The sequence below is a fragment of the Streptomyces sp. NPDC088915 genome (assembly GCF_044749825.1).
Classification (GTDB): Bacteria; Actinomycetota; Actinomycetes; order Streptomycetales; family Streptomycetaceae; genus Streptomyces.
Window position 1 is genome coordinate 1 of record NZ_JBIVIR010000012.1, and the last position, 15,260, is coordinate 15,260.

The window sequence follows — 15,260 nt, forward strand, 5'->3', positions numbered from 1 at the left end:
CCCGTCGAGCGCATGATGCGCGACGCCAAGATCACCCAGATCTACGAAGGCACCAACCAGGTCCAGCGCATCGTCATGGCCCGCAACCTCCCGTAACCACACGACCGTTGAGCTGTTGAAAGGAGACAGGCCGTGACCCTGAAGATCGCTGTCTGTGTGAAGTACGTCCCCGACGCGACCGGCGACCGCGGTTTCGCCGACGACCTGACGACCGACCGCGAGGCCGTCGACGGTCTGCTCTCGGAGCTGGACGAGTACGCCGTCGAGCAGGCCCTGCAGATCGCGGAGGAGGCCGACGAGGCCGAGGTCACCGTCGTCACCGTGGGCCCGGACGACGCCAAGGACGCGCTGCGCAAGGCGCTGTCGATGGGCGCCGACAAGGCCGTCCACGTCAACGACGAGGACATCCACGGTTCGGACGTGTTCGCCACCTCCGCGATCCTCGCCAAGGCCCTGGAGAAGACCGGCTTCGACCTGGTCGTCTGCGGCATGGCCTCGACCGACGGCGCCATGGGCGTGCTGCCCGCGCTGCTCGCCGAGCGCCTGGGCCTGCCGCAGGTCACCCTGCTCTCCGAGGTCTCCGTCGAGGACGGCACCGTGAAGGGACGCCGGGACGGCGACGCCGCCACCGAGCTCCTGGAGGCCCCGCTGCCGGCCGTCGTGTCGGTCACCGACCAGTCCGGCGAGGCCCGTTACCCCTCCTTCAAGGGGATCATGGCCGCCAAGAAGAAGCCGGTCCAGGAGCTGGACCTGGACGACCTGGACGTCGACGCCGACGAGGTCGGCCTCGGCGGGGCCTGGACCCTGGTCGACTCCGCGACCCCGCGTCCGGCCCGTACCCAGGGCACGATCGTCACGGACGAGGGCGACGGCGGCAAGCAGCTCGCCGCCTTCCTCGCCGCCCAGAAGTTCATCTGACCCGCCACCGGCCAGACACCCACACAGGAGCAACGAATCATGGCTGAGATCCTGGTTCTCGTGGACCACGCCGACGGCGCGGTCCGCAAGCCGGCCCTCGAACTGCTCACGATCGCCCGTCGCATCGGCGAGCCCTCGGCCGTCGTCCTCGGCGCCGGCGAGGCCGCCGCGTCGATCGCCGCGGCCGCCGGCGAGTACGGCGCGGCCACCGTGTACGTCGCGGACGGCGCCGAGTTCGCCGAGCAGCTCGTCGTCCCGAAGGTCGACGCGCTCACCCAGCTCGCGAAGGAGAAGGGGGCGGCCGCCGTCCTGGTGACCTCCTCCGGCGAGGGCAAGGAGATCGCGGCCCGCGTCGCGCTCCGCCTCGGCTCCGGTCTGATCACCGACGCCGTGGAGCTGGAGGCCGGCGAGAACGGCCCGGTCGCCACCCAGTCCGTCTTCGCCGCCTCGTACCAGGTGAGGTCGACGGTCTCGAAGGGCGTGCCGGTCGTCACCGTCAAGCCCAACTCCGCCGCCCCGCAGGCCGCCCCGGCCGCCGGCACGGTCGAGAACGTCTCCGTCGCCTTCACGGGCAACGCGGCGAAGGTCGTCTCGCGCACCCCGCGCGTCTCCACCGGCCGCCCCGAGCTGACCGAGTCCGCGATCGTGGTCTCCGGCGGCCGCGGCGTCGGCGCGGCCGAGGGCTTCGGGGTCGTCGAGAAGCTGGCCGACTCGCTCGGCGCGGCCGTCGGCGCCTCCCGCGCCGCCGTGGACGCCGGCTGGTACCCGCACGCCAACCAGGTCGGCCAGACCGGCAAGCAGGTCTCGCCGCAGCTGTACGTCGCGGCGGGCATCTCCGGCGCGATCCAGCACCGGGCCGGCATGCAGACGTCGAAGACGATCGTCGCGGTCAACAAGGACCCGGAGGCCCCGATCTTCGACCTCGTGGACTACGGCGTGGTCGGCGACCTCTTCGAGGTGCTGCCGCAGCTGACGGACGAGATCGGCACCCGCTGACCTTCCGGTGGCGGAAAGGGGCGGTGGGGTGGCACTCTGTGCCACCCCACCGCCCCTTTCCCATGTCGTGGGACCCTCATGACGGGGGACCGGGACCCGCTCACATCCACCCGTCGAGCGGGACCTCTTCGCAGAGCCGGACGACCGGCCGGCGGCCGGAGACGCCGACGCCCGAGGAGAGCCTGACCCGGGCTCCGGGGCGCACCGCGTGCGGCGGCCCGTCGACCCGGCAGCGGACCACGAAGCCCTCCGTCATGTGCACCGGCCAGAGGTCGGCGTCGGCCGCGGCGACCCCGCGCCGTACGGAGATCACGCCCTCGCCCCCGCTGAGTTCGGGCGCGAGGTCGGTCGACCCGCAGGTCGGACAGAGCAGTCGCTGGAACGTGGTGGTGTGGCACCAGCGGCAGCGCTGGAAGTAGAGCTCGGAGTCGGGGGCCGACTCCTCGGCCTGGACGGCGGTCCCGCTCCTCAGTCCCGTGTGGAACACGATGCCTTCTCCTTGCACTCGGCGGCTCGACCGTGCAGGAGCAAAGATATGGCACTGAGTGCCATCAAATAAAGACCTGAGTTCCCTCAATTGGAGATACCGAGATCCCCGAGCGCCTCCGGATCCCACTTGGACCCCGCCCGGACCCCGCCCGGGCGCCCCTCAGCCCTCGCCGAGGCTCGACTCCACCTCGCGCACCACGCGCCACATCGGGGTGGACCGCTTGGTGATGACCACCACGACGTCCTCCGTCTCCTCGGCCGGGACGTCCGCCGCGGGGGCGGCGCCCCAGGTGGTGCGCACGAACTCCAGGGCCTCGTCCACCGCGGCCAGCGGGTCGCCCTCGCCGCCCGAGCGCAGCCAGTGGCGCAGGGCGTGGTTGTGGGCGGCGACCACGGCCGCCGCGACCACGTTGGCCCGCAGGGTGCCGTCCCTGCGGTCGGCCCAGCGGGTGCGCAGGTAGTCGCCGAGGGTCTTCTCGTACCGCCAGACCACCGACAGCTCGTACGTGCGCAGCCCGGCCACCTCGCGGGTGAGCCGGTAGCGCTGCACGGAGAAGGTGGGGTTCTCGGCGTACATCCGCATGACGAGCCGGGCGGCGCCGCAGACCCGGGCGACCGGGTCGTCGGAGTCCGCGCTCGCCGCGAGGAAGCGGGTCATGTCGTCGAGGCACTGGTCGTGGTCGGGGAAGACCACGTCCTCCTTCGACGGGAAGTACCGGAAGAAGGACCGCCGGCCGACGCCCGCGAGGGTCACGATGTCGTCGACGGTGGTCTGCTCGTAGCCCCGCTCCAGGAAGAGCTGGAAGGCCGCGGCGATGAGGGAGTCCCGCATCGCGGGCTTCGTGGAGTTCGTCGACGCTGTTCCCATGCGTCGAAACTAGCATTGGACATGCGGACGCGCGGCACTCGGTACCGGACGGATCCGGCACCGAGTGCTTTCTGGAGGGTACGGAGGGTCAGCGCGCGGTCATCCGGAGGGCGCCGTCCATGCGGATCGTCTCGCCGTTGAGGTAGTCGTGCTCGACGATCATCGTGACGAGCCGGGCGTACTCCTCCGGGCGGGCGAGGCGCTGCGGGAAGGTGACGCTCGCGGCGAGGCCGGCCCGGACGTCCTCGGTGAAGCCGGCCATCATCGGGGTGTCGACGATGCCGGGGGCGACGGTGACGACCCGGATGCCGAACTGCGCGAGGTCGCGGGCGGCGGTGACGGTCATGCCGGCGACGCCCGCCTTGGAGGCGGCGTACGCGATCTGGCCGACCTGGCCCTCGAAGGCGGCGATGGAGGCGGTGTTGACGACGAGGCCGCGCTGTCCGTGCGCGTCGGGCTCGTGCCGGGCGATGGCCTCGGCGGCGAGCCGCATCACGTTGAACGTGCCGATCAGGTTGACGTTCACGACGGCGCGGAACAGGTCGAGGTCGTGCGGCCCCTTGCGGCCCAGGATCCGGGCGGAGGGGGCGATGCCGGCGCAGTTCACGGCGAGCCGCAGCTCGGCGCCGTCGGCGTCGGTCTCGGCGAGGGCCGCGCGGACCTGCTCCTCGTCGGTGACGTCGGCGGCGAGCAGCCGGACGCCCTCGGGGAGGGCCCCGGCGGCGGCCACGGCCTTGTCCAGGTCCAGGCCGTAGACGGTGGCGCCCCGGGCGGCGAGCGCGGCGGCGGTGGCGGCACCGAGGCCGGAGGCGGCGCCGGTGACGAGAGCGGCGGAGCCTGCGATGTCCATGGAACTCCTCGTTCGTGTCGTGCGGGGGCGACCCTGCCGCCGGGGTGGCCGCCGGATCGGGCGCGTGCCCGCGGAGGACCGCGCGGTCCGCGCGATCTGCGCCGCCCACCATAGAACCGCGCGCCGCGCCCCCGGAAGCGGAGGCCGGGCCCGGTGGGCACGGCGGTCGGTCGTGGGCGCGTGCCGCGAGCGGCGGCAGGAAGGAACACGTCCCCTCCGGCGCCCGCCGCTCCACGCCGGTGAACCCGGGCGGCCGTCCGACGGGAACGCCCGGAGAGCCGGAAGGCCGGTGCCTTCGTACGGACTCCGTACGAAGGCACCGGCCTTGTGAGCGGTGCGGCCCGGTCAGCCGTGGTACAGCACCCGCACGACCATCGTGTCGGGGGCCAGGCCGTCCAGGTAGTCGTTGAACCACTGTCGGCGCTCGTCACCGGCGATGCCGATCCAGGCGCCGTCCAGGGTCAGCAGGGCGGCCGTGGGCAGGGCTTCCGCGACTTCGCGCGCCACATAGGAGGCGTGGTCGGTCCCCAGTAGGTCCAACGGATCGCTGCCCACGCGGTCCCACAGTTCCGTCCGTTCGTGCAGCGCTTCGATCACGGGCTGGGCATCGTGCTCCGCCCAGGCCTTCATCGGATCGGCCGGCCACCGGTCGCGGAAGACCCTGTAAGGCTGCGCGGCGGGGTGGCCGGCGGTCAGTTCCCGCCAGTCGGCCCAGTTCCGCTCGGCCTGCTCGGCAACCGGTCGCCGGGCCGCGTCGAGGTCGAGCAGCCTGCGCGGACCGCCGTCGCACAGTCCGGGAGGCAGCACTCGTGGCCCCGAGGAGAGCTCCAACTCCTCCCGGACCAGACGCGGGTCGCCTTCGTGACCCGCGACCACCGGAAACTCGCAGCCCGCCCCGGAGACGTACCAGTGGTCCCACTCGCCCTCCCAGTCCGGCGGGGCGTCGTCCCGTTCGTACCGGTAGGGCGCCATGACGCGTCCGATTTCCCGCTGCAGATCAGCCGGCTCGCAGGGGGGAAGACAGACCGTGACTCGTTCCTTCGCCATTTTCCGTGCCTTTCGTCACGCCGCCGTGAGGGTGCTCGGCGCGTCCGCGACCGGACCGCCCGTGGTCCTGCCATCGGCCCGGTACCCCCGGGTGGCACCCGAGGAGGACTTGCAACCCGCCTTGCCGGCCGTCAGACCGGAGGTCCAGGCATGGACCGGCTCACCCAGGTAGTCGTAGGTGAAACACTGGTTGTCCCAGGTTTTGGTGGTTCCGTCCACCTCCTCGCGGGCTGCCGAGGTGAGGTTGCCGGCCTGGTCGTAGGAGAGGTAGGTGCCGGAGATCCGGTGGGAGTCCGGGGTTTCGCGGTCCCAGACAGTGCGCTGGAGACGGCCCGAGCCCTCGTCGGTGAAGTTCGTGGTCCACACGCGGTTCGGCTGTGATCCGCTCACGGTCCGCAACGGTTCTCCGAACGCGGAGTAGGTCACGTCGGACGTGTACCACGACTGTCCGGAAGTGGACTCGGCGAGACCGTCCTCGTCGTACCGGGTGACGATCTTCTCGGCGGCCAGTCCCCCGGCCGCCGGGAGGGTGGTGGTGAGCGGCTTTCCGCTACCGGTGCGGGTGTAGCCGTACCTGTACGTGCCGGCGACTCCCTTGGTCAGGCTGTTCTCGGGAATGACGGCTTCACGGCCGGTCGGCCGGTACTCGACGTCGTAACCCGTGACACGGGAGACGTAGTCGCCCGTGGCGTCGTGCCGGATGGAGGGCACGGGCTTGCCCAGCGCGCCGGGCATGTCGTAGGTGAACTCCTTCACCGGAGCGGCGGTGGCCGGACCCTGGCGCACCGCCACGACGCGGTTGAGCGCGTCGTACTCGGTGTACGTGGTGCCCTTCGGCCCGGTGGCGCTGATCTGACGGTCGAGGTCGTCGTATCCGAACGAGCCGCTGCCGAGGTCGGGGTCCTCGGACGCCACCAGGCGTCCTCGGGTGCCGTACGTGTAGGACCAGACGTTGTTCGCGGCGTCCTTGACCTCGGTCTGGTTGCCGCGCGCGTCGAAACTGCAGGAGGTGGAGCGCCACTTCGACTGGGCCATGTCCGTCGAGTGGTCGATCCGCACCGTGCGCCCGAGGGCGTCCGTCACGGTGCGGACCGAACTCGGCGCCAAGGTGTCGCTGACGCGCTGGAACGGCGTCGTGGTCGGCTCGCCCCGGGCCAGGTAGGAACTGGTCTGCTCGCTGACCCGGCCGTGGTCGTCGTACTTGGTGTCCATGATGATCCGGCCGGGGCCATGGGCTTCGCGCCGGGTCTGGACGCCCCGCATGAGGCCGTCGTAGATCGACACCTGCGAGGAGTACGTGAGCCCGTCGTCCTTGAGCGTGCGGACCGTCACCGAGGTCGGCAAGGACGGCAACCTGTCGTCCGTGAACTTCGAGATGTGGCCCGGCGGCGGCAGCGGCAGCCTGCTGGGCGGCAAGGGCAGGGCTCCGGTCGGCAACGGCGCGGGCACGACCCACACCGATCCGTTCGCCACCGGCTGCACCGGTCTCAAGCTGGTCGACGGCAAGACGTACTCGTGGCGGGCCAAGACGATCGACAAGGCCGGTGCGGCATCGGGCTGTTCGCCGTCCACGACCCCGTGCCGGTTCGTCTTCGACAGCTCGCGGCCGACCCCTCCGAGGGTGACGTCGACGGACTTCCCGGACGCCGACGCCCTCGACAACGGTTTCGGAAGCAGCGCCGAGGAATCGACGTGGAGCAAGAAGGAGTTCGGCGAAGCGGGCACCTTCGACTTCGAGGCCGCGCAGACGGACGTCGACTACTTCGAGTACGGCTTCAACCAGGGCTCCTATCCCTTCAAAGCCGAACGCACCGCGGGCGCCTCGACGACCACCGTCACGCCCGCCACCGGCGCCAAGCCGCCGCTCGCCGGCTCCAACGTGCTCTACGTCCGTGCGGTCGACGACGCGGGGCACCGCTCGGAGGAAGTGGAGGCCGGGCCCCGCCTCGGCTCCGGTCAGTCCGAGGGCACGGCGTGCGGCCGGAGCACCATGAGCCCGTCCTCCACGGCCGCGACCATGGCGAAGGGGAACCGGTCGAGTTCGAGGCAGAGCGCGACGTCGTCGGGGTGGGCGCCTTCGCGCACGCCCTCCGTCAGCTCGGCGGCGGCGCGCGACCGCGCGGCCCGGCGGAGGAACCCGGCCGGGTCCGTCCCGGCCCCGGCGGCCCTCCCCGCGATGTACTGGGCGCACGCCAGGTCCTCCTCGGCGCGCCCGTCCTCGCCGGTGACCACGAACGTGACGCCGTCGCACCCGCGCGACCGCAGGAGCCGGGCCGTCGCCTCCGCCACCACGAAGGCGGCGCACAGCACCAGCGACGCGTCCTCGACCGCGAGGGCGCCGACCGTCCCCGCCGTGGTCTTCTGCACGACGGTCCGTCCGCAGAGGTCGGCGGAGCGCAGCAGGCCGGGCGAGTTGACGGCGTCGAAGCCGGGCGCCGGCGGACCGTCCTTGAGCGCCACCCAGTCCGGGTGACGGGCCTTCAGCGCCAGGGCCTCGTCCAGGGATCCGGCGAGGACGATCCGCTCCGCTCCCCCGCCGAAGGCCCAGGCGGCCACGGTGAAGGCGCGCATGACGTCGACCACGACGGCGGCGGATGGGGTGTCGGTCAGCTCGGGGATGCCGAGGAAACGAGCGTCCATCCGGCCATGATCGACCACGTCCGGCACCAGGGCCATAGCCCGCCGGACAGGCCCCGCCTCCCCGGGCAGTGGCGCGCGTCACGCCGACGGGCGTCGGGGCCGACCGCCTGACGGCGCCTCCCGACCGGCCTCCCCGGAGGCGCGGCCCGCTACTTCTCCGCGAGCGCCAGCCCCCGGCTGATCACCAGCCGCTGGATCTGGTTCGTGCCCTCGAAGATCTGCATGATCTTGGCCTCGCGCATGTAGCGCTCCACCGGGAAGTCCCGGGTGTAGCCGTAGCCGCCGAGGACCTGGACCGCGTCCGTGGTGACCTTCATGGCCGTGTCGGTGGCGATGAGCTTGGCCGCGCTGGCCTGGCGGCCGAAGGGGCGGCCGAGGTCGCGGCGGCGGGCCGCGTCCAGGTAGGTGGCGCGGGCCGCGTCGACGGCGGCGGCCATGTCGGCGAGCAGGAAGCCGAGGCCCTGGTGGTCGACGATCCGGCGGCCGAAGGTGGTGCGCTCGTTGGCGTACGCGACGGCGGTGTCCAGGGCGGCCTGGGCGAGGCCCGTGGCGCAGGCGGCGATGCCGAGGCGGCCGTTGTCGAGGGCGCTGAAGGCGATCTGGAGTCCCTGGCCCTCCTCGCCGACGAGGCGGTCCTCCTCCAGGAGGGCGCCGTCCCAGTAGGCGGCGGTGGTGGGGACGGCCTGGAGGCCCATCTTGCGCTCGGGCGCGCCGAAGGTGAGGCCCTCGGTGGCGCCGGGGGCCAGGAAGCAGGAGACACCGTGGCTGCCCGGGGCCGTACGGGCGAAGAGGGCGTAGAAGCCGGCCCGGCCGCCGTGGGTGATCCAGGCCTTGGTGCCGGTGACCCGGTACCCGCCGCCGTCCTCCTGCCGCTCCGCCTTGCAGCTGAGGGCGGCCGCGTCGGAGCCGGCCTGCGGCTCGGAGAGGCTGTAGCCGCCGATGGTCCGGCCCTCCAGCATCGCGGGCAGCCAGCGCTCCTTCTGCTCCGGCGTGCCGAAGGCGTGCAGGGGGTGGCAGGCCAGGGTGTGGACGCTGGTGGCCACGGCCACGGCCGCCCAGCGCGCGGCCAGTTCCTCCAGGACCTGGAGGTAGACCTCGTACGGCTGGCCCCCGCCGCCGTACTCCTCGGGGTACGCGAGGCCCAGGAGTCCCGCCTCGCCGAGGGTCGCGAAGAGCCCCTCGGGATAGGTCTCGGCGGCCTCGTGCTCGTCCACCCGCGGAGAGAGCTCCTTGTCGGCGATCTCCCGGGTGAGGGCGATGAGGTCCGCGGCTTCGGGGGTGGGAAGCAGGCGGTCGACATCCATGGCGACTCCAGCGGCGCGCAAAGTGGTACTGGGGATGGTACTCCAGTACCGGTCAGAGTAGCGCAGGGGGCGGCGACCGCAACCCCTGGAGCCGTATCGCGCGGGCGGCGCCGCAGGTGCGGGGGCCGGGCGCGCCGCGCCCGCGGACCGCGGCCTGGAATACTGGCCGGGTGATCGAGACCTCCGCCGCCGACGCCCCGCAGCTGACGGGCCGCGGAGCGGCACGCCGCTCCGCCCTCTTCGAGGAGCTCGTCGCCCTCCTCGTCGGCGAGGGCTTCGCCGGTCTGACGCTCGACGACCTCGCCGCCCGGCTGCACTGCTCGAAGCGGACCCTGTACGGCCTGGCCGGCAGCAAGGAGCAGCTCGTCCGGGCGGCGGTCGTGCACTTCTTCCGGCGCGCCACGGCCCGGGTCGAGGCCGTCCTCGCCGCCGCCACCGGACCCGCCGAGCGGCTCGCCGCCTACCTGCGGGCGGTATCGGCCGAACTCGCCCCGGTCTCACCGCAGTTCTTCGACGACGTGGCCGCCTTCGAACCGGCGGCCGAGGTGTACGAGCGCAACACGCGCGCGGCCGCCGGGCGGGTCCAGCAGCTCATCGAGGAGGGCGTGCGGGCCGGGGTCTTCCGCGAGGTGCACGTGACGTTCGCCGCCGACGTCATCTCCTCGGTCATGGTCCGCATCCAGCGGCGCCAGGTCGCCGCCGCGACGGGCCTCGCCGACGCGGAGGCGTACGACCAGCTCGCCGAACTCCTCCTCAGCGGCCTCCGGAAGGCTTGACCCCCGCGTTCAGGAAGTGAAGGCGATCAGTCGCCCACCCCCTTATTTCACGTCATGACTTAAATCTAAAGATAAAGTCGCCCCCAGTGCCCCCGCGGCGGTATGTTGCGGTCAGGACTATTCCACCAGGGGGCCCAGTGACCATGCGGAACGGACGCACCGTCCGTGACCTGCGGCGCGAGAACCGCACCGCCGTCCTCCAGCGCCTGTACTTCGACGGGCCGATGAGCCGCTTCTCGCTGGGCCCGGCGACCGGGCTGAGCTCCGGCTCGGTCAGCAACGTGGTCGCCGAGCTCGTCGCGGAGGGCCTGGTCGAGGAGGCCGGCAGCGTCGACTCGGCCGGCGGACGCCCCCGCACCCTGCTCCGGATCTCCCCCGGCAGCGGCTTCATGATCGGCGTCGACGTCGGCGAGACCCGGATAAGGATCGAGCTGTTCGACCTCGCCCTCACCGAACTCGCCCGCACCGAGCGCCCGTTGGCCGTGGGCAGTCCGCACCCGCACGGCCGGTACGAGGTCGGGGTCGTCGTCGGTCACCTCCGGGACGGCATCGCGGAGGTGCTGCGGACCGCCGGCGTACCCGCCGAGCAGCTCCTCGGCGTCGGCGTCGGCGTGCCCGGCATCGTGGCCCGCACCGCCGAGGACGGCGCGGTCGTGCACGGCCAGACCATCGACTGGGACGCCGTCCCCCTGGAGCGGCTGCTCCGCGAGAGCGTGGAGCTCCCGGCCTCGGTGCCGTACCGGATCGACAACGGCGCCAAGACCCTCGGCCAGGCCGAGATGTGGTTCGGCGCCGGGCGCGGCGCCCGCAGCGCCGTCGTGGTGCTCTTCGGGTCCGGCGTCGGCGCCTGCGTGGTCACCGACCCGACGGGGCCGGGGCGGGCGGTCGAGTGGGGCCATCTGAAGGTACGGGTGCGGGGTCGCCGCTGCCGCTGCGGCGCCCTGGGCTGCCTGGAGGCGTACGCGGGCGCGGAGGCCCTGCTCGAACGCTGGCGCGAGGCGGGCGGGCGGCCACCGGAGGACGCGGACGAGGAGACGGCCCTGACGGCGATGCTCGCCGCCGCCTACCCGGCCGGAGCCGGCACTCCCCCGGACGCCACCGCCCTCGCCGTCCTGGAGGAGACCGCCGAGTTCCTCGGCGCCGGATTCGCCGACCTGATCAACCTCTTCCAGCCCGAGCGCATCCTCGTCGGCGGCTGGGCCGGCCTCCAGCTCGGCACTCCCTTCCTGGAGACGGTCGAGGGGTACGCCCGGGAGTACGCCCTGAAGTACCCGGCGGCCCACGTGTCCATCGGTCTGGGCACCCTGGGCCCGGACGCGGTCACGGTCGGCGCGGCGATCCTGCCGCTCGCGGACTTCTTCGCCCGGGGCGGCCGGCGGGCCGGGACCGGGACCGGGACCGTCGAGGAGCAGCCGGCGTGGGCGACGACCGTACGGGAGCGGACGGCGCACTGAGACGGCGGCCCCGCGGCGGTCCCGCCCCGGGCCGATCGGGCCCGGCTCCCGCCCGTCAGGGCGTCCCCCGGCGGGCGGGGAAGCCGTGGGCGCGCGCCGCGACGACCACGGCCGCCACGGGGACCAGGAGGACCGGCACGCTCCAGGGGAGCGCCCCGGTGCCGAACGCGTCGAGGAGGAGGCCGCCGACCACCCCGCCGCCCGCCATCGCGACGTTCCAGAGGGTGACCAGCATCGCCTGTGCCGCGTCGGCCTGTTCGCCGCCCGCGTCGCCCGCCGCCGTCTGCAGCAGGGTCGGCGCGCCGCCCCAGCCGAGGCCCCAGAGCACCACCGCTCCGTACACGAGCGCGGGCGACCGCGCGAACAGCGCCAGGACGGCACCGGCCACCGCTACGAGCAGCGTGCCGGTGATCATCAGGGCGCGCAGCCTGCGGTTGATCAGGGCGCCGACGGCCCAGATGCTCAGCAGCGAGGCGCCGCCGAAGACCAGGAGGACGGCGTCGGCCCGGTCGCCCATCCCGAGCCGGTCGAGGAAGGCGGCGATGTAGGTGTAGAGGAGGGTGTGGGCGAGGACGAAGACGAGGGTGACGGCGAGGACGGGGGCGACGCCGGGCACCTTGAGCGCCCCGAGCATCGACGGCGAGGAGCCCTTCTCCGGGCGGTGTCCGGGATAGTCCGGGACGGCGGCCGGGATCCAGGCGAGGAGGACGAGCGTCAGGCCGGTCATGACGAGGAAGGCGGTCTGCCAGCCGGCGGCCTTGCCGACGAACGTCCCGGCGGGCACGCCGAGGGAGAGGGCGACGGGGATGCCCGCCATGGCCACCGCGATGGCCCTGCCCCGGAGGTGCGCGGGGGCCATCCGCCGGGCGTATCCGGCGAGCAGCGCCCACGCCAGGCCCGCCGCGACCCCCGCGGTGAACCGGGCCGCCATGGTCAGCGGGTAGGAGGTGGAGAGCGCCGTCACGGTGTTGGCGGCGGCGAAACCGGCCATCGCGGTCAGCAGGAGCCGGCGTCGGCGCCATCCCGCGGTCGCGGTGGAGAGCGGGACGGCGGTGAGCACGGTGCCGAGGGCGTAGACCGTCACGGTCTGTCCGGCGGCGGACTCGCCGACGCCCAGGTCGCCGCCCATCGCGGGCAGCAGTCCGGCGGGCAGCGTCTCGGTGAGGCTCGTGAGGAACACGGCGGTCGCCAGGGCGAGCAGCGCCGCCAGGGGCAACTTGCCTGACGGTGAAGGGGTTTCGGTCCGTCGGGGAGCGGATGCGGGGCCGTGCGAGGGCCCCCTGGTCAGATCGGTGCGCGACATGGCAGCATGCTCGAACCCTTCCACTGATGTGAAGGTCAAGCGGGATCCGGAAAGGCGCAGGAGCGTCACGGGGAGGACGAGGGCCGTGCGGATCGGGGAGCTGTCGGAACGCACCGGTGTCTCCCGCCGGATGCTGCGGTACTACGAGGAGCAGGAGCTGATCGCCTCGCGGCGGTGCGCCAACGGCTACCGCGACTACCCCGAGCCCTGTGTGGACCGCGTCCAGCAGGTGCGCGGGCTGCTCGACGCGGGCCTCTCGACGCAGACGATCCGCAGGATCCTGCCCTGCCTCGGACCGCCCGGACGCATCGACATCCCGAACCCGACGCCGGAGACGATCGCGCTGCTTGAGCTGGAGTGCGCGCGCATGTCGGAGCGGATCGGCCAACTGACCCGCAACCGGGACGCCATGACCGCGTACCTCGCGGAGGTCCGGAGGGCGGCCCCGGCCGAACCCGCCGAACCGGCCGCCTGACGTCCCGCGCGTCTCCTTCGGTGAAGACCGGCCCGCGGACGGCGCGTCGCCCGGTCAGTGCGGCGGGGGCGCCGGGTCCGGGGCGTTGGCCCTCCGGCAGCCGGGCCGCCTTCCTGGCCGCCTCCCGGGCGGCGGTCGTCCTCTCGTCCTCGGAGAAGTGCGCCACCCCGCAGACGACGGCGAACGGGAGCGGGGCGAGGAGCCACAGCGGTCGACGCATGGGGACACCTCGCCACACCGCGCGCGACGGGCGACCCCTCGCGCACTCGGGTCGGCGTGGGCGATCGTGCTCAGCCGGCCGCTGGACGGGCCGACGTCGCCGGGCCACCCGTCAGGCGGGGACGAAGAGGTCCCCGGGGGCGTCGTCGAGGACGAAGCCGTTGTCGAAGCGGACGCGGACGGTCGTGCGGAGCCTCCGTTCCTGATGGGCGGTCCAGGCGGGTTCCAGGGCGGCGACCTGCTCTTCGAGCTGTCCCCTGCTGGCCGGGGGCATCTGGTGGCCGAAGTCGTCCAGGAGGGACCTGAGCCGTTCGTACTCGCGTACCTCCGGGCTCCGGGGGCGGTCCTCGTCCACCACCCGCTCGACGGTGCCCTCGACGCCCGCCGCCAGGGCCAGGAACCCGGCCCCGGTGCCCGTCTCCGCCGCGGGGCCGCCGGCCGGGACGACCTCGCCGGCCAGTCTGAGGTCCACCGCAAGCCGTACTCGCCGGCCCTCTTTCAGCATCATCGGCCCTTCGTCCTCGGGATGGTCGGGCCGTACGTCCACGCGCACGGCCCGGGCCGATTATCGCGGGCCTGGCCCCGGCACCGTTTCGGGGGCCGGTTCGCGGTTATGCGGCATGTCACCAAGGCAATGGTTTTCCAGGTTCTCGGAGAGGAGCCACGATGTCCGGCAACGAGAAGATGAAGGCCAAGGGCGAGCAGGTCAAGGGCGCGATCAAGGAGACGACGGGCCGTGCGCTCGGCGACGAGCGGATGGCCGGCGAGGGCCGTGCCGAGCGGGCCAAGGGCGACGCCCGGGAGGCCAAGGAGAAGACGAAGGACGCCTTCAAGCGCTGACCCTCCGGTATCGGCACCGCCGCGGCCCCCGGCCCCCTCTGGGGCCGGGGCCGCGGCGCGTGCGGAGCCGGACGGGTCGTGACGAGGGGTCGGGACACGAGGGAGGGAGGGGCCCGGATGGGATCCATCGGGGAGGACAGGGGGCCGGTCCGGCGCGGTCCCGCGACGATCGGGCGCGATCTGGTGCTCGTGATAGGGCTCGCGGGGGCGTGCGTCGGCGGTCTGGCCCTCTTCTTCAAGACGGCCGAGGCGGCCGGGGACCGCGGCTCGGGGGTGTCGGCCGCCCTCCTGGTGGCGTTCGCCGCCCTCGGGGCGCTGGCCGTCGGCTTCGCGCTGGTCCGGAGGGCCGCGGTGCCCGTCAGGGTCCGTCGGACCCTCCGTACGGCCGTCGCCGCGCCGGTCCCGGACGTGCCCGCGGTCGGGCCGGAGGCGCTGGACCACACGGCGGTGGACCCCGACGGCTTCGAGCACACGGTCGCCGCGCTGTGCGCGCGGGACGGCTGCTCGCCGGTGGAGGTGGTCGGCGGCGCGGGCGACCTGGGCGCCGACGTGATCGCGACGACCGTGGACGGGCGGCGCGTGGTGCTCCAGTGCAAGCAGTACGCGGAGGACCACCGGGTGGGTTCCCAGGACCTCCAGCGGTTCGGCGGCACCTGCTTCACCGTCCACGAGGCCGACGTGGCCGTGCTCGTGACCACCAGTTCGATCACCGCGCCGGCCGCCGAGTACGCCGCCACCTGCGGGATCGTCTGTGTGGACGGCGAGGCCCTGGCCGCCTGGACGGACCAGCTGGCGCCTCCCCCGTGGGAGGCGCTTCCGGTGGATCCGGCCTGAGCGACGGGGTCGCCCCTTCGCTCCCGGCCCGCCCGGACAGGCCCTGGGCCGTGTCCGGGCGGGCCGCTCGTGCGGTCGGCCCGGACACGGATGCGGCAGGGGCGGCCGAGCCGGTCCCTTGCAAGACACGGGGCGGGCGACCGACCCCTTCCAGGACACGGGGCGGCCCCGGTCCCTTTCAGGACGCGGGCCGGACGGCCGGTCCTTTCGGGCGAGTCCGGCCCGCCGTCGCGTCGGCCGCCGTCGC

General features: G+C 73.3%; 17 protein-coding genes. 8 read left to right on the forward strand and 9 right to left on the reverse strand.

Annotated elements, in window-relative coordinates; translation table 11 throughout:
- The 3 genes from ACIP5O_RS22035 to ACIP5O_RS22045 all read left to right on the forward strand — a co-directional run.
- Positions 1-96 (forward strand): acyl-CoA dehydrogenase family protein (locus ACIP5O_RS22035; protein WP_157849844.1); only part of this gene is annotated, 96 nt, incomplete at its 5' end.
- A gap of 36 nt (positions 97-132) precedes the next feature.
- Entirely contained in the window at positions 133-918 is a 786-nt protein-coding gene (locus tag ACIP5O_RS22040; RefSeq protein WP_356549462.1) for an electron transfer flavoprotein subunit beta/FixA family protein, read from the forward strand.
- A 39-nt stretch (positions 919-957) separates the two neighbouring features.
- Complete coding sequence (locus tag ACIP5O_RS22045; RefSeq protein ID WP_401295798.1) at positions 958-1,914, forward strand: electron transfer flavoprotein subunit alpha/FixB family protein; 957 nt, start codon at positions 958-960, stop codon at positions 1,912-1,914.
- A 100-nt stretch (positions 1,915-2,014) separates the two neighbouring features.
- Here the strand turns inward: ACIP5O_RS22045 and ACIP5O_RS22050 are convergent, their stop codons facing one another.
- From ACIP5O_RS22050 to ACIP5O_RS22080, 7 genes are all read right to left on the reverse strand, one after another.
- A complete protein-coding gene (locus ACIP5O_RS22050) occupies positions 2,015-2,401 on the reverse strand; it encodes a zinc ribbon domain-containing protein (protein WP_401295801.1) in 387 nt (128 codons plus the stop codon).
- A 162-nt stretch (positions 2,402-2,563) separates the two neighbouring features.
- On the reverse strand, positions 2,564-3,271 hold the full coding sequence (locus tag ACIP5O_RS22055; protein WP_356548056.1) for a TetR family transcriptional regulator: 708 nt from the start codon (positions 3,269-3,271) through the stop codon (positions 2,564-2,566).
- A gap of 88 nt (positions 3,272-3,359) precedes the next feature.
- Positions 3,360-4,121 carry an SDR family NAD(P)-dependent oxidoreductase gene (locus ACIP5O_RS22060; protein ID WP_401295805.1) on the reverse strand — a complete coding sequence of 254 codons (762 nt, stop codon included), beginning with the start codon at positions 4,119-4,121 and terminating at the stop codon, positions 3,360-3,362.
- 345 nt (positions 4,122-4,466) lie between these two features.
- Positions 4,467-5,093: a hypothetical protein gene (locus tag ACIP5O_RS22065; RefSeq protein WP_401295807.1), complete on the reverse strand. Its 627-nt coding sequence runs from the start codon at positions 5,091-5,093 to the stop codon at positions 4,467-4,469.
- A 90-nt stretch (positions 5,094-5,183) separates the two neighbouring features.
- Entirely contained in the window at positions 5,184-6,584 is a 1,401-nt protein-coding gene (locus ACIP5O_RS22070) for a hypothetical protein (RefSeq protein WP_401295810.1), read from the reverse strand.
- A gap of 540 nt (positions 6,585-7,124) precedes the next feature.
- Positions 7,125-7,808, reverse strand: a complete 684-nt coding sequence (locus tag ACIP5O_RS22075) for a 2-phosphosulfolactate phosphatase (protein WP_401295812.1) — start codon at positions 7,806-7,808, stop codon at positions 7,125-7,127.
- A 149-nt stretch (positions 7,809-7,957) separates the two neighbouring features.
- Positions 7,958-9,112 (reverse strand): acyl-CoA dehydrogenase family protein, encoded by a 1,155-nt coding sequence (locus ACIP5O_RS22080; RefSeq protein ID WP_401295815.1) that lies wholly within the window; start codon positions 9,110-9,112, stop codon positions 7,958-7,960.
- 170 nt (positions 9,113-9,282) lie between these two features.
- Here ACIP5O_RS22080 and ACIP5O_RS22085 point away from each other — a divergent pair, with 170 nt between their 5' ends.
- Both ACIP5O_RS22085 and ACIP5O_RS22090 read left to right on the forward strand, forming a co-directional pair.
- The gene (locus tag ACIP5O_RS22085) at positions 9,283-9,888 is read left to right on the forward strand and encodes a TetR/AcrR family transcriptional regulator (RefSeq protein ID WP_401295818.1); all 606 of its coding nucleotides are present in this window, start codon (positions 9,283-9,285) and stop codon (positions 9,886-9,888) included.
- Between the two features lie 137 nt (positions 9,889-10,025).
- Positions 10,026-11,342 (forward strand): ROK family protein, encoded by a 1,317-nt coding sequence (locus ACIP5O_RS22090; protein WP_401295820.1) that lies wholly within the window; start codon positions 10,026-10,028, stop codon positions 11,340-11,342.
- Between the two features lie 55 nt (positions 11,343-11,397).
- Here ACIP5O_RS22090 and ACIP5O_RS22095 read toward each other — a convergent pair whose 3' ends face one another.
- Positions 11,398-12,645: an MFS transporter gene (locus ACIP5O_RS22095; protein WP_401295823.1), complete on the reverse strand. Its 1,248-nt coding sequence runs from the start codon at positions 12,643-12,645 to the stop codon at positions 11,398-11,400.
- Between the two features lie 85 nt (positions 12,646-12,730).
- On the opposite strand from ACIP5O_RS22095, the gene ACIP5O_RS22100 reads away from it, so the two are divergent.
- A complete protein-coding gene (locus ACIP5O_RS22100) occupies positions 12,731-13,120 on the forward strand; it encodes a MerR family transcriptional regulator (protein ID WP_356548063.1) in 390 nt (129 codons plus the stop codon).
- 331 nt (positions 13,121-13,451) lie between these two features.
- Here the strand turns inward: ACIP5O_RS22100 and ACIP5O_RS22105 are convergent, their stop codons facing one another.
- Positions 13,452-13,811 carry a hypothetical protein gene (locus ACIP5O_RS22105; protein WP_401295827.1) on the reverse strand — a complete coding sequence of 120 codons (360 nt, stop codon included), beginning with the start codon at positions 13,809-13,811 and terminating at the stop codon, positions 13,452-13,454.
- A gap of 194 nt (positions 13,812-14,005) precedes the next feature.
- Between ACIP5O_RS22105 and ACIP5O_RS22110 the strand changes: the two genes are divergently transcribed.
- Positions 14,006-14,179: a CsbD family protein gene (locus tag ACIP5O_RS22110; RefSeq protein WP_356548065.1), complete on the forward strand. Its 174-nt coding sequence runs from the start codon at positions 14,006-14,008 to the stop codon at positions 14,177-14,179.
- A gap of 117 nt (positions 14,180-14,296) precedes the next feature.
- The gene (locus tag ACIP5O_RS22115) at positions 14,297-15,013 is read left to right on the forward strand and encodes a restriction endonuclease (RefSeq protein ID WP_401295831.1); all 717 of its coding nucleotides are present in this window, start codon (positions 14,297-14,299) and stop codon (positions 15,011-15,013) included.
- The last annotated feature ends 247 nt before the right edge of the window (positions 15,014-15,260 follow it).

What these genes read in the sequence shown, in the direction of transcription:
- ACIP5O_RS22045 (WP_401295798.1), top strand. Translation starts at nt 958, where the DNA reads ATGGCTGAGATCCTGGTTCTCGTGGACCACGCCGACGGCGCGGTCCGC.
- ACIP5O_RS22055 (WP_356548056.1), bottom strand. Translation starts at nt 3,271, where the DNA reads ATGGGAACAGCGTCGACGAACTCCACGAAGCCCGCGATGCGGGACTCC.
- ACIP5O_RS22060 (WP_401295805.1), bottom strand. Translation starts at nt 4,121, where the DNA reads ATGGACATCGCAGGCTCCGCCGCTCTCGTCACCGGCGCCGCCTCCGGC.
- ACIP5O_RS22065 (WP_401295807.1), bottom strand. Translation starts at nt 5,093, where the DNA reads ATGGCGCCCTACCGGTACGAACGGGACGACGCCCCGCCGGACTGGGAG.
- ACIP5O_RS22075 (WP_401295812.1), bottom strand. Translation starts at nt 7,808, where the DNA reads ATGGACGCTCGTTTCCTCGGCATCCCCGAGCTGACCGACACCCCATCC.
- ACIP5O_RS22080 (WP_401295815.1), bottom strand. Translation starts at nt 9,112, where the DNA reads ATGGATGTCGACCGCCTGCTTCCCACCCCCGAAGCCGCGGACCTCATC.
- ACIP5O_RS22095 (WP_401295823.1), bottom strand. Translation starts at nt 12,645, where the DNA reads ATGTCGCGCACCGATCTGACCAGGGGGCCCTCGCACGGCCCCGCATCC.
- ACIP5O_RS22110 (WP_356548065.1), top strand. Translation starts at nt 14,006, where the DNA reads ATGTCCGGCAACGAGAAGATGAAGGCCAAGGGCGAGCAGGTCAAGGGC.
- ACIP5O_RS22115 (WP_401295831.1), top strand. Translation starts at nt 14,297, where the DNA reads ATGGGATCCATCGGGGAGGACAGGGGGCCGGTCCGGCGCGGTCCCGCG.